Here is a 14150-nt window from a genome sequence, read left to right as displayed (position 1 = left end):
CCCCTAAATACCAATTATTATATGAATAGATTTTTAAAATGGATTATGATACTCCTCGTCTTCGTTGCAGTAGGAGTTTTTCTTTATGCATATTTTGAAAAAGGCGCTTTTACTAAGGTTTTAAGTCCCAAGGACACAGTTGAATATAAATTAAACGATTTAAAACTAGAAGTATTTTATAACAGACCATCTAAGCGCGATCGTGTAATTTTTGGTGGCTTGGTTCCTTATAATGAAGTTTGGAGAACAGGAGCTAACGAAGCCACTACTTTTAAAACCAACAAAACATTGAACATAGGTAGCGATTCTTTACCTCCAGGTAAATATACGCTATGGACCATCCCTAACGATTCTGTTTGGCATGTAATGTTTAATAAAAAACAATACAAATGGGGCGTAGATGAAACTATGAAAGCTATGCGAGATCCCAATTTTGATGTTGTAGATCTAGAAGTTCCTGTAGAGAAATTAAACAATACTGTAGAAGAATTTACAATTTCCTTTGATAACTCTACAGATAATTTAGCACTTACTATGGCTTGGGACGACGTAAAAATTAGTGTTCCTTTAAAGTAGTATTACATTTCAATGAGTTTATTTAACATTTTTAAATGTTAAAAATTTCTTTTCTATAAAAAAGAATACATTTGTATTTTCAAGTTTTTATCTATGAGTTACCAATTCACCATTATAGTCCCCGTTTATAATGAAGAAGACAATTTATTGCGTGTCGAGCAAGAGCTTACTGCTTATGCCCAAACAGCTACGAAACGTACCAAAATTCTTTTAGTAAATGATGGCTCTAAAGATAGAAGTCAGGACATTATTGAAACCATTTGTAAACGCTCAGAGATTTTTGAGTTTATAAGTTTTAAAGAAAATAGAGGATTGAGCGCAGCTATAAAAGCAGGCTTTGATTATACAGACACACCCTTAGTGGGCTATATTGATTCTGATTTACAAACAACACCTTCAGATTTTAATGTTCTTTTACAACATATTGAGAATTACGATTTAGTTACGGGTGTACGCTCTAACAGAAAAGATTCGTTTGTTAAAAATATGTCTTCAAAAATTGCAAACGGAATTCGCAGAAGTTTTACACACGATGGTATGGACGATACTGGGTGTCCATTAAAAGTTATTAAAACAGACTATGCCAAACGTATCCCTATGTTTAAAGGGTTACACCGTTTTTTACCTGCCATGATATTATTACAACACGGTAAAATTACACAAGTTCCTGTACAGCATTTTCCACGTATAGCAGGAGAAGCTAAATTTGGATTATGGAATAGACTTTTAGGACCTTTAGTAGACTGTTTTGCGTATATATGGATGAAAAAAAAGTACATTAACTACGAAATTAAGGCACGTAGTTAATGAGCAACTGGATTATATATACTATAGGGTTTATTGCTCAAATCCTATTCTCATCGCGTTTAGTTGTGCAATGGATTACGTCTGAAAAAAAACGTAAAGTAATTACGCCAACACTATTTTGGACCTTAAGTTTAATGGCGTCATTCTTACTTTTTATTTATGGATATTTGCGTCAGGATTTTGCTATTATGCTAGGACAAAGTTTAACGTATTTTATTTACATTAGAAACCTTCAGCTTCAAAATCAATGGACAAAATTTCCTAAACCCATGCGCTGGTTTTTACTTTTAGTACCTATTTTTATTGTGATTTATTATTACAATAACAACCAAATAGACATCACCTTATTATTTAAAAACGAAAATATCCCTGTATGGCTATTGATTTTAGGCATTGTTTCGCAAATTGTATTTACTTTACGTTTCATTTATCAGTGGATCTATTCTGAAAAGAAAAAAGAATCTACTTTGCCTTTCGGATTTTGGGCTTTAAGCTTAGCGGGTTCTATACTCATTTTAATTTATGCCATTTTACGTAGAGATCCTGTATTATTTACTGGTCATATTCTAGGGGCAATTATTTATAGCAGAAACTTAGTTCTAATAAAGAAATATCATGATTAAAATCATTGAAAAACATCCTATTATTGCGCTGTGTGCCTTAATCGCTTTGATGTTGCTTCCTAATTTACATGTCATGCAAGTTACTATTATGGAAGCTAGAAACTTTATTACCGCTCGTGAGATGCTTGTAGATAACCATTGGTTACTAACAACTATGAATGGTGAGGCACGTTACGAAAAACCACCTCTGCCTACATGGTTGTCGGCTATATCGGCTTCTATATTTGGTATACAAGTATATGCATTAAGATTACCTACCGTTTTCATGATCATGGTATTGGGAATTTATGTCTATAAATTGTCGTTATCACTTTTAGAAGATAAAGAACATAGTTTTGTAAATGCTTGTATTGCAGTTACAGCGTTTTATACTGTTGGGATTACTATTGAAGCGCCTTGGGATATTTATGCACATGGATTTATGATGGTTGCAATCTACCATCTGTATCAACTGTTTCAAAAGCAATCAAATTTTTGGTCTCACACACTACTTTCAGGTCTCTTTTTAGGGTTTTCTTTTTTAAGTAAAGGCCCTGTCTCTTTATATGCTTTATTTTTACCTTTTATATTGGCTTATGCAAGTACGTTTAAATTTAAAAACTTTAGACCCAAAGTTTTTTCTGTAGTGAGTGTTATATTACTCATGCTATGCGTAGGCGGATGGTGGTTTATATACGTTCGTGTAATGGACCCAGAAACTTTTACCCATATTACTCAAAAAGAGACTAGCAATTGGGGCAGTTATAATATTCGTCCATTTTATTATTATTGGAGTTTCTTTACCCAAAGTGGTATTTGGACAATTCCTGCTTTTATAAGTTTATTATATCCGTATTTAAAACCGAGAGTTAAACATTTAAAAGCCTATAGATTTAGTTTTTACTGGACCCTATTTGCAGTTGTATTACTATCCTTAATTCCTGAAAAAAAATCCAGGTATTTAATGCCGGTATTAATACCATTAGCTATTAATACGGGGTTTTATATCGATTATTTAATTCGACATTTTAAAACATTAAAAAATAAAAAAGAGACTATCCCTGTATTTTTTAATTTCGGATTAATAGCAGCTATAGGCATTGCGTTTCCGCTTATTATCTATTTAAATTTAAAAGATCAATTACACGGGTATTGGATTACATTTAGTGTAGCATCTGTTATATTAATGAGTATTGGGGTTTGCATTCTTTACTACTTAAAACAACGCGCAATTAAAACGATATTTTATTTAACTGTAATATTTTATGCATCTATATTTATTGTTGCATTACCATTATATAAAGCTTTAATACCTGAACACTATTACGACATCACAACATTAAAACCTGAAGCAGAAGCTGCAGAATTAAATGTTTATGGAACAGACAATGTATCGCCCGAAATGATTTGGTTATACGGAGACAAACTACCAAACATAACCCTTGAAAATGGCAAATTTCAATTCCCTAAAGACAAGCGTTTTGGGTTACTTACTAAACCATTTACAGCAGATGAACTGCAACATATTAGTACTTTTTATACTGTAGATTTTGTAAGAACTTATGACATTAATATCGCAAACAAATCATCTAGAAAACACAATTCTAGATTAATAGACAGTTACTATATTTTAACTAAAAAGTAGCTAAACCACGACGTTTTACGATGTATGTAAACAACTTGTAAAAACCAAACCCACAAAGGGCACCGAAAGTAAGACCACATACTAAATCTAACGGATAATGCACGCCTACATATACACGGCTATAAGCTACAATTAAGCTCCAACACATTAAAAAATATATGGCATTTTTATAAAATGGTTTTAATACTAAACCTGCAAAAATAGCTGCTGCCATGGTGTTAGATGAGTGCCCAGAGAAAAACCCATAACGTCCACAACGGGCTGCAATGTAGCGCATATATTCCATTACACCTTCAGTTCTACACGGTCTAAAACGTTGCACAGTATCCTTAACCACATTCGTCATTTGGTCTGTAAAAGTTACCATACACACAATTACAATTAAAGAAATAACCAAGGTCGGGACACCTCGCTTTTTATAAATTAAATACAATAATAAGGCATATAAAGGAGCAAAAGTATATTCATGTGTAATAGCCAACCAAATCGGGTCCCAAGTTTCGGATCCTAAGTTATTAAGATATAAAAATAATTCTTTATCTGTATTCAGTAATTTATCGAACATACTATTTACTCTTCATAACGCGCGACTTCTCTATCGTAAAAATCTGTCGCTTTTTGAATTAATCCTTCAGTTTCCATTTCTATTTCTTTCTGGTCTTCTTGGTCAAAATCCTCAAACCACTCAACCTCATCATCTTCTAAATTGATAATAAAGCGTGGAAATTCTGTATGAATGACGAAAATAGCATTTGGATAATCTGTATTATCTCCTAATATAAATTTTGGAAGTTCCATAGTTGTAAAGTTATTTCTGTAAAATTAATTGTTTCGTTAAATAATTAAACCTTATGTAAAGTAAAATTGCTGCAGATGTTAATCCGGCCAATAGTCCCAACCAGATTCCGAAGCTTCCTAATTGCTCGGCTTTACCAAAATAAAAACTAATAGGAAACCCAATAATCCAATACGCAATAAATGTTATTATAGTTGGCACCTTCACATCTTGTAGTCCACGTAAAGCACCTAACACAACCACCTGAATACTATCGCTAATTTGAAACACAGCTGCTGCGAGCAATAAATTTGAAGCAATTTGTACCACTTCAGAGTTATCTGAAAAATTGGCTACATCGTTTAAATCTACATATATCTTAGGTAATTCTGTTCGTAATGCCATAAACATTAAAGCAAAGCAAATGGCAAATAAAGTTCCCATTAAAAATAATGAAAATGCAATGCGACGTAATTCGTGATAATTCTGAAGCCCTTTTTGGTTACCTACTCGTACCATACTCGCCACACTTAACCCCGTTGCTACCATAAAAGTCATAGAAGACAAATTTAGTGCAATTTGGTTTGCTGCTTGAGGGTTTTTACCTAACAAACCACTTAACCAAATGGCAGACGTAAAAATAGCTACCTCAAAGAACATTTGCATAGCACTAGGAGCTCCTAAATTAAAAATGCGCTTCATCATGCTATTCTCTAACACTAAAAATTTAATGTTTGTAACGTAATCTTTAGATTTCTTGTTGCCTTTTAGCACCCACCAAATAAAAGCTACCATAATAAATCGTGACACTAAAGTTCCATATGCTGCACCAACAATACCAAAAGCAGGTGCTCCAAATTTTCCAAAAATGAAAATATAATTTAATACAATGTTTACCACATTCGCAATAATTGTCGCATACATCGGGTACTTTGTCATAGACAAGCCATCACTAAATTGCTTAAAGGCTTGAAAAATAATTAGGGGAATAAGAGAAAATGCAACTAAATCTAAATACGGAATAGCCAACTCTACAACTTCTATAGGTTGTTTCATTAAATACATTAATGGTTTAGCAAAATATAGAATTAAGAATAGTAAAACCCCTAGAAAAGTACATAAAAATAAACCGTGTTTAAAAGCCGATTTACCTGACTTAAAATCATGAGCCGTATCTGCTTCGGCAATTAAAGGTGTAATAGCGGTTGAAAATCCTATACCTATAGACATGGCTATAAACATAAAACTATTCCCTAAAGACACTGCAGCAAGTTCTGCAGTTCCTAACTGGCCTACCATAATATTGTCTACAAAACTAACAAATGTATGCCCTAACATACCTAGCATTACTGGAGCAGCCAGTTGCCAATTGTATTTAAATTCTTTGGTGTATTGAGATAAAAGCACGCTTAAATTTTTGTTGTGCAAAGGTATCACTTAAAACAGGCTAAAACCTACCTTTTATTAAAATTTTATAAAGATGATAATTGAGCCTTAGCCTGCTCAAATTCTGATATTATATTAGACACAATCGCTGAAACGGGCTTAATGTCGTGAATTAAACCAGCCACTTGACCAATCTCTAACTCACCTTCTTCTAAATCGCCTTCAAACATACCACGTTTAGACCGCCCCCGACCTAAAAAGACTTTTAATTCTTCAGCAGTGGTACCTTTTGCATATAAGGCTTGAACATCGTTATAAAATTTGTTTTTAATTAAACGTACAGGAGCCAATTCTTTTAAAGTTAATTGTGTGTCTCCTTCTTTAGTATTAATAACAGTTTCTTTAAAATTTATATGTGCTGAAGATTCTGTACTTGCCACAAACCGACTTCCGATTTGCACACCATCTGCACCTAATACCATGGCCGCTAACATGCCTTGCCCAGTTGCAATTCCTCCTGCTGCAATTAAAGGGATATTTATTTTCGCTTTTACCATTGGGATTAAGGTTAACGTTGTAGTCTCGTCTCTACCATTATGTCCACCTGCTTCAAAACCCTCGGCAACAATAGCATCTACACCTGCAGCTTGAGCTTTTAATGCAAATTTTACACTACTAACCACGTGCACTACAATTATGCCACGTGATTTTAACCAAGACGTCCATGTATTTGGATTCCCTGCAGCAGTAAAAACAATTTTCACTTCTTCCTCCACAATTACAGCCATAAGTTCTTCAATGTTAGGATACAACATGGGCACATTTACTCCAAACGGCTTTGTTGTTACTTTTTTACATTTCTGAATATGTTCACGTAACACTTCTGGATACATAGAACCTGCTCCTATTAATCCTAAAATTCCAGAATTACTTGCTGCAGCAGCTAATTTCCATCCGCTATTCCAAACCATTCCTGCTTGAATGATTGGATATTGTATATTAAAAAGTGAAGTAATTGTATTTTGCATTAATTTTTAATAAGTTTTTTAGTAACAGTTCTATTTCTTGTAGAAATTTGTAAAAGATAAATCCCATTTTTTAATACAGACACATCTAAACTTTCGTTAGTCTCTAAAGTTTCTGTTAATATACATTTACCCAAAACATCAAACACCTTAATGTGCAAATCAGATCCGTTTAAAGTTGTATTGAAAAACACGTGATTTTGAGTAGGATTTGGATACATAGATAGTTTATCCCCTGTTGTAACATCACTAACACTTAAAATACCATTATTATATGCTGTAGCTAAATTAGGAATGCCGTACCCTAATAGATAATCTGGATTGTTATATTGTGAAGATGATGCTCTTACCAATTCCATAAGTGCAGTAGATGAAAGTTCTGGTAACGCCTGCCATAAACATGCCAATCCACCTGCTAAAATAGGTGCACTTAAAGAAGTGCCATTTACAGTCTCTATTTGATTGGTTTTATTAATAACCACACTACCTAAACCTTGAGCTGTAACATCTGGTTTTATTGACGGTTGAATTGCTGAACCTTGAGAACTAAAATAAGCATATTCTCCTGAAGCATCTACGGCTCCTATTGAAAATACGGCTTCAGAATCTGCCGGTGCGCCAACTCCGGATGTACCAGAATTTCCCGCAGACGTTACTACTAAAATTCCTTTTTCGGCAGCTATGTTAGCCCCTTGTGTTATAAATGCTGTTTTACCATCTAAGTCTTCATTACTATAATCGTAATTGGGATTATCGAAAGATTTATACCCTAATGACGAGTTAATAATATCTACGCCCAAACTATCTGCGCGTTCGGCAGCTTCAACCCATAAACTTTCTTCCAACGGATTCTCGGCATTAGTATCTTCTGTTATAAATAAATAATAAGAAGCATCTGGTGCCGTACCCACAAATGTATTTTCTATATATCCAGCCATTGTACTTAAAACAAGAGTACCATGTTCGTCTTTTGTATTATCGTATACATCTGTTTCTCGTGCTACAAAATCATAAACACCCAATATATTATTATGTGTTCTTAAATTTTGAAAACCTGAAATGGTATTTACATTAGGAAAACCAGCATCTAAAATAGCAACAGTAATTCCTGTTCCTGTAAAATTATTTTCGTGTAGTGCATTCACCTGAATCATTTCTACCTGATTAGCTGTATCTCCATACACAAATTCTGAAGTTGACGTTTGTTTGAAAAACATCCCTGTACTTACAATTTTAGCGGTAGAAGCTAGTGTTTTATCTGCAAAAACAATTTCAGAAACAAATGAGAAATTTAAAAGTGCTCTAATAGCGGTTTCACTCCCTCGAACATGTACAGCATTAAACCATTTAGATTTTGCTAATACCAGAACATCATCTAAAGCTTTTAGTGTAGTAATATACGCTTCGTTAACAGGAACATCTCTAGCATCTATTTTAATACCAAAGCGTTGTTTTCTCTCTATTGCTTTTTGGCTTAAAATAGTTGTTGGGTTTGCAAGTGACGTCTCTACCTGTTCTTTATCGGAAAAATAAACCCAAGCATCTTGTTGTGCAAAACCCTGCAACTGAACACCAATAAAAAGTAAAATTAGTAATCTTGAAGCCATATAACATTGTTTATGTGCTTACAAGTTAAGAAATAACTCCTGAACCTACTAATTCATCGTCTAAGTACCATGCTACAAATTGACCTTCGGTTATGGCTGATTGAGGTGTTTCAAACTCTACATATAACCCTTTATCTACTTTGTATAATTTTGCTTTTTGTAAGGGCTGTCTGTAACGAATTCTAGCCATGACATTCATGGTCTGATTTTGTTCGAGTTTTAAGTCTTCACGAATCCAATGTTCTTCTTCGTTTGTTACGAAAAGTGCCGATTTAAATAATCCTGGATGAGCATGTCCTTGTCCTGTATAAATGACATTTTCGTTAACGTCTGTGTCGATAACAAATAAAGGTTCTACTGTGCCACCAACACCTAAACCTTTGCGCTGTCCTTTAGTAAAGTAATGGGCACCTTGATGTTTACCTACAATTTTTCCATCGGACACTGAATATGTTTTCTTTGTAGTTAAATATTTAAGTTCTTCTAACTTTGATTCAAACTGAGTTTGGGTATTTAAATAGTAGTCATGATCTTTTTCAACTTCAACAATCACCCCGTCTTTAGGTTTTAATTGTTGTTGAAGAAATTCTGGCAAACGAACTTTACCAATAAAACATAGACCCTGAGAGTCTTTTTTATCGGCAGTAATTAAATCTAATTCTGCTGCAATTTTACGAACTTCAGGTTTAGTGAGTTCTCCTATAGGAAATAGTGCTTTTGCTAATTGGTCTTGAGATAGTTGACATAAGAAATACGACTGATCTTTATTACCATCGACTCCTGCAAGAAGTTGATAGGTTTCTGTTTCACCTTCATTTAAAGTCCCTTTTCTACAATAGTGTCCAGTAGCCACATAATCTGCACCTAAGTCTAATGCTATCTTCATAAATACATCAAACTTAATTTCGCGATTACATAATACATCCGGATTAGGTGTACGACCATTTTCGTATTCTTTAAACATATAGTCTACGATACGTTCTTTATACTGCTCGCTTAAATCTACCGTTTGGAAAGGGATCCCTAACTTTTCTGCTACCAACATGGCATCGTTACTATCGTCTAACCACGGACATTCGTCTGAAATAGTTACAGAGTCGTCGTGCCAGTTTTTCATAAATAGCCCGATAACCTCATAACCTTGTTGCTGTAAAATATATGCTGCAACACTAGAGTCTACACCTCCTGAAAGTCCAACAATTACTCGTTTCATGTGTTTTAATTTACTACACGCCTAAGCATGGAAAATAAAAATTCCGATATGTATTTAAACTGGAATTTTTGTATTATTTATTGTTTGTAGGGATTTTTACTATGGGAAGTATAATCTTTAGAATCTTCTAACTCGCCATCTTTGTAAAAGTTCCAAGTCCCTGTTTTTTTATCGTTCTTATAAGCACCTTCTGCTATTAAATTTCCATCTAGGTCGTAGTATTTAGACTTTCCTTGCAACTTATCATGTACATAATTAAACTCTTTTAATACCACCTCTTTTTCTGAATACCAGGTAGATGTTCCTTCTAATAACCCATTTTTATAGAAGGCACGCTCTGCGATTTTACCATTATCGTAGTATACCAAACGTTCGCCTTCCAGTTTACCGTTATTATTATACGTTTCGGTAATCATAATTTTGTCTGAATTATTATGGAAATATTGCCAATCTCCAATATATAATTTGCCTTTCATTTTACCTTTACTTATCACCTTTTGTAAGGATGACAAAAATTGTACTTCTGCAATATCACTATTAGGATCGAATGTTTTTATAGCGGTTAATACCGGTTTATTTCCTAGGTTTTTATAAAATTTAAAGGTTCCTACTTCTTTACCGTGGGAAAATTGCCCCTCGTAACGCAATACCTTTGTACCTTCAAAATTCTTTTTCCAAACTCCATGTCGTTTTCCATTCTCATCTAACTGGTTTACATTTTGTGCCATTAATGTTCCTACGACACAGATTAATAATACAGATAATAAATTTTTCATAAGACTATAATGTATACGATTATTAAAAACTACAATTAACAAAAAAGCTGCCAATTAAGGCAGCTTTAACTTATTTTTTACGATTTTGCATTTGTTTTTGCTGTTCTGCCTGTTCCATCATGTCTTTCATTTTCTTCTGAAAACGATTCTCTTTTTTAGGCTTTTTCTTATTCTCTTGTATTTTAGCATGAATTTTATCTTCGTCGATAATGAAGTTTTTAATCACTAACATAATCCCGATTGTTATTAAGTTAGAAATAAAGTAATACAAACTTAAACCAGAGGCATAGTTATTAAAGAACACCAACATCATTAACGGAGAGAAATAAATCATATATTTCATCATTTTCCCCATATCTGGCATCCCTTCTTGTGTAGGTTGCGATGCTGCTTGTTGTCCTGTTGTCATTCGCATATAAAAGAAAATGGCTACAGAGGCTAATATTGGGAATAAACTAATATGATCGCCATAAAATGGAATTTTAAAAGGTAATTCTGCAATGGTATCATAAGATGATAAATCTTCTGCCCAAAGGAAACTTTTATGTCTTAAATCGAATGCCGACGGGAAAAACTGAAATAGAGCATAAAATACAGGTATTTGTAATAAACCAGGTAAACAACCAGCCATAGGGCTCGCTCCTGCTTTACTGTATAACGCCATTGTTTCTTGTTGCTTTTTCATGGCATTATCTTTGTACTTCTCGTTAATCTCATTAATTTCTGGTTTCAGAATTTTCATCTTAGCCTGAGATAAATACGATTTATACGTTACTGGTGACATTACTATTCTCACTAAAATAGTCATTACTATAATAGCGATTCCGTAAGGCATCATACCACTTAAAAAGGCAAATATTGGAACAAATACGTAACGGTTTATCCAACCAAAAATACCCCAACCAAATGGTATACTATCGTCTAAATTATATGCATATTGCTTTAGTATTTTATTATCTGTAGGACCAAAATAAAATTTTAAAGGGGCATTAATTTCTCCTCCTTCTATATTTAATGGAACTGTAGAGGCATAAAGTTTAGTAAACACAGCATCATCGTCGTCTTTTTCTAATAAATTTTCTGAAACTAAATCGGCTGTATTAAATGGTTTTTCTGAAACTAAAATAGAGCTAAAAAAATGTTGTCTGTAAGATAACCAAGTTACATCTTCTTCTTTTTCATCGTCATCACTAGTTGGGCTTAATTTATCAATTTTTCCACCATCGTGCTGATAGGTTAAACGTGTGTAACGGTTTTCGTAGTCTGCACTTTTATCCGTACGATACATTTTTTGTTTCCAATCTAGATTAACAACTTGAGAACTGTTAATGACATCGCTTAAACCTTGAGAACGGATTGAAAAATCCATCATGTAATTATCAGGTTTTAGCTCGTAACGATATTCTAAAAATTTAGACTCAGATACTTTAAGTTTCATAGAAACTACAGTATTTTCTCCGTTTTTAGAAATTGTAGGTTGAAAAAATAAATCTTGAGTATTTAAAACGCGACTATCTGTAGTATTAAAAGTAATATTAAAAGCTGCACTTTGATCTTTTATAAGGTATAACGGAAGAGAATCGAAATTATCGAATTTTTTAAGTCTAAGTTCTGAAATAAATCCACCTTTGTTACTAAACTTTAAATCGAATAATTCAGTTTCTACTTCAGTAACATTATTAGTTGCTGATGGTAATGTAGAAGAATAAGCAAAAGCTCCTAATTTATTTTTTAACGCTTCTAATTGTAATGAATCGGTTACTGATGCTACTGAAAAATCTTCAGAAGATGTATTTAAGGTTTCATGTTTTTCGGTAGCCTTTTTTTCGGCTTCTACTTGCTCTTGTTTAGCTTGTTCTTGAGCTTCTAACTCTTCTGGAGTTGGCTGATTTTGCCAAAGCATAAACATTAAAATTCCAAAGATTAGGATAAATCCTATGACCGAATTAAGGTCTAATTTCTTTTCTTCCATCTAATTATATTCTAGGTATAAATTGAACTCTTACAGAACAGTCTGTAGAATTACGTAGTATGAGTATGCTACTCAAAAAGGTGACCACTTTTTAAATTATGACAATCTGGCACTATTTTTTCTTATTTTTTAAAGCAGCATTAACAAACGCTACAAATAAAGGATGCGGATTAGCTACCGTACTTTTATATTCTGGATGGTATTGCACTCCTACAAACCATGGGTGTGTTGGTATTTCTACAATTTCAACCAAGTTTGTTTTTGGGTTTACCCCTGTTGCAATCATTCCTGCAGCTTCAATTTGGGTTCTGTAATCACTATTAAATTCGTAACGGTGTCTGTGACGTTCTTCAATAATTTCAGAACCATATACTTTTTTAGCTATACTTTGGTCTGTTAACGTACATTCCCAAGATCCTAAACGCATAGTGCCCCCCATATCTGTAATATTTTTTTGCTCCTCCATAATACTAATTACTGGGTTTTTACATTGCGCATCCATTTCTGTAGAATTTGCATCAGTTAATCCCACCACATTTCTAGAGTACTCTATTACAGCCATTTGCATCCCTAAACAAATCCCTAAAAATGGAATATTTTGTTCTCTAACATAACGCACCGCATCAATTTTCCCTTCAATCCCACGCTCACCAAAACCAGGCGCTACTAATACACCGTTTAAATGGGCTAATTTTAGTTTTACATTATCGGCATTGATATATTCAGAATGAATCGGTTCTACATTAACTTTTACTTCATTTTCTGCACCTGCATGAATGAAAGCTTCTAATATGGATTTGTAAGAATCTTGTAACTCTACATATTTACCAATAAGCCCAATAGTAATTTCTGATGCTGGATTTTTATGACGTTTTAAAAAGGCATTCCATCTGGTTAAATCTGGTACACTACTATTTAAGTTTAATTTTTTAAGCACTACTTTATCTAAACCTTCGTCTAGCATTAAATTTGGCACATCGTAAATGGTAGAGGCATCTATTGATTGTATTACAGCTTCTTCGCGAACATTACAAAACAACGCTAATTTTTTACGTAAATCTTTTGGTAGGTTGTGTTCTGTTCTACACACTAAAATATCTGCTTGAACCCCACTTTCCATTAGTGTTTTTACACTGTGCTGTGTAGGTTTTGTCTTTAATTCGCCTGCAGCAGATAAAAATGGAACTAGAGTTAAATGAATTACAAGACCATTATTTTCGCCTAAATCCCAGCGCAATTGTCTTACAGCCTCTACATAAGGTAAAGATTCAATGTCTCCAACGGTACCACCAATTTCTGTGATTACAATATCATAATCGCCAGAATTTCCTAAAATTTGAATGCGTTCTTTAATTTCGTCTGTGATATGAGGAATGACTTGAACGGTTTTTCCTAAAAACTCTCCACGACGTTCTTTTTCAATAACACTTTGGTAAATTCTTCCTGTAGTTACATTATTAGCCTGACTGGTAGCCGTATTTAAAAAACGTTCGTAATGACCTAAATCTAAATCGGTTTCTGCACCATCATCTGTAACGTAACATTCTCCATGTTCGTAAGGATTCAAGGTTCCTGGATCTACATTAATGTAAGGATCTAATTTTTGAATGGTTGTTCTATACCCTTGAGATTGTAATAATTTTGCTAATGAAGCAGCTATAATCCCTTTTCCTAATGATGAAGTAACACCGCCGGTTACGAAAATATACTTTGTTGTAGTTGTCATGATGCGCTTTTAAACGCAGGCAAATTTACAAAGAACAATT

Annotated in this window: 13 protein-coding genes; 4 read left to right on the top strand and 9 right to left on the bottom strand. The window is 33.6% G+C overall.

The genetic code is table 11. The features are described from left to right. Nucleotides 1-21 precede the first annotated feature (21 nt). The 4 genes from FNB79_RS08980 to FNB79_RS08965 all read left to right on the top strand — a co-directional run bounded on the left by FNB79_RS08980 (nucleotide 22) and on the right by FNB79_RS08965 (nucleotide 3630). Nucleotides 22-576 (top strand): DUF2911 domain-containing protein, encoded by a 555-nt coding sequence (locus tag FNB79_RS08980; protein ID WP_143380997.1) that lies wholly within the window; start codon nucleotides 22-24, stop codon nucleotides 574-576. Nucleotides 577-669: 93 nt separating this feature from the next. Further along, complete coding sequence (locus FNB79_RS08975; protein ID WP_143380996.1) at nucleotides 670-1383, top strand: glycosyltransferase family 2 protein; 714 nt, start codon at nucleotides 670-672, stop codon at nucleotides 1381-1383. Continuing rightward, a complete protein-coding gene (locus FNB79_RS08970) occupies nucleotides 1383-2006 on the top strand; it encodes a lipid-A-disaccharide synthase N-terminal domain-containing protein (RefSeq protein ID WP_143380995.1) in 624 nt (207 codons plus the stop codon). The genes FNB79_RS08975 and FNB79_RS08970 overlap by 1 nt, the downstream gene beginning before the upstream one ends. Next, nucleotides 1999-3630 carry an ArnT family glycosyltransferase gene (locus FNB79_RS08965; protein WP_143380994.1) on the top strand — a complete coding sequence of 544 codons (1632 nt, stop codon included), beginning with the start codon at nucleotides 1999-2001 and terminating at the stop codon, nucleotides 3628-3630. Before FNB79_RS08970 ends, FNB79_RS08965 begins: the two co-directional genes overlap by 8 nt. Here the strand turns inward: FNB79_RS08965 and FNB79_RS08960 are convergent. From FNB79_RS08960 to FNB79_RS08920, 9 genes are all read right to left on the bottom strand, one after another. Then, nucleotides 3620-4195, bottom strand: a complete 576-nt coding sequence (locus FNB79_RS08960) for a phosphatase PAP2 family protein (protein WP_143380993.1) — start codon at nucleotides 4193-4195, stop codon at nucleotides 3620-3622. The two genes, FNB79_RS08965 and FNB79_RS08960, sit on opposite strands and share 11 nt — an antisense overlap. 5 nt (nucleotides 4196-4200) lie before the next feature. Then, nucleotides 4201-4428 carry a hypothetical protein gene (locus tag FNB79_RS08955; protein ID WP_143380992.1) on the bottom strand — a complete coding sequence of 76 codons (228 nt, stop codon included), beginning with the start codon at nucleotides 4426-4428 and terminating at the stop codon, nucleotides 4201-4203. A gap of 10 nt (nucleotides 4429-4438) precedes the next feature. Further along, complete coding sequence (locus tag FNB79_RS08950; RefSeq protein WP_185967738.1) at nucleotides 4439-5812, bottom strand: MATE family efflux transporter; 1374 nt, start codon at nucleotides 5810-5812, stop codon at nucleotides 4439-4441. Between the two features lie 65 nt (nucleotides 5813-5877). After that, nucleotides 5878-6819 carry an NAD(P)H-dependent flavin oxidoreductase gene (locus FNB79_RS08945; RefSeq protein WP_143380991.1) on the bottom strand — a complete coding sequence of 314 codons (942 nt, stop codon included), beginning with the start codon at nucleotides 6817-6819 and terminating at the stop codon, nucleotides 5878-5880. Beyond that, nucleotides 6819-8423, bottom strand: coding sequence for a S8 family serine peptidase (locus FNB79_RS08940; protein WP_143380990.1), 1605 nt, complete (start codon nucleotides 8421-8423; stop codon nucleotides 6819-6821). Before FNB79_RS08940 ends, FNB79_RS08945 begins: the two co-directional genes overlap by 1 nt. A 25-nt stretch (nucleotides 8424-8448) precedes the next feature. Next, entirely contained in the window at nucleotides 8449-9636 is a 1188-nt protein-coding gene (gene mnmA / locus FNB79_RS08935; RefSeq protein WP_143380989.1) for a tRNA 2-thiouridine(34) synthase MnmA, read from the bottom strand. A gap of 77 nt (nucleotides 9637-9713) precedes the next feature. After that, nucleotides 9714-10412, bottom strand: coding sequence for a toxin-antitoxin system YwqK family antitoxin (locus tag FNB79_RS08930; protein ID WP_143380988.1), 699 nt, complete (start codon nucleotides 10410-10412; stop codon nucleotides 9714-9716). 70 nt (nucleotides 10413-10482) lie between these two features. Next, the gene (yidC, locus tag FNB79_RS08925) at nucleotides 10483-12384 is read right to left on the bottom strand and encodes a membrane protein insertase YidC (protein ID WP_143380987.1); all 1902 of its coding nucleotides are present in this window, start codon (nucleotides 12382-12384) and stop codon (nucleotides 10483-10485) included. Nucleotides 12385-12496: 112 nt separating this feature from the next. Then, nucleotides 12497-14110 (bottom strand): CTP synthase, encoded by a 1614-nt coding sequence (locus tag FNB79_RS08920; RefSeq protein WP_143380986.1) that lies wholly within the window; start codon nucleotides 14108-14110, stop codon nucleotides 12497-12499. Nucleotides 14111-14150: the final 40 nt, after the last annotated feature.

It is taken from the genome of Formosa sediminum, from assembly GCF_007197735.1.
GTDB classification, from domain to species: Bacteria; Bacteroidota; Bacteroidia; order Flavobacteriales; family Flavobacteriaceae; genus Formosa; species Formosa sediminum.
The sequence above is the reverse complement of the archived record's forward strand: the minus strand, read 5'-3'. Positions and strand labels throughout refer to the sequence as shown.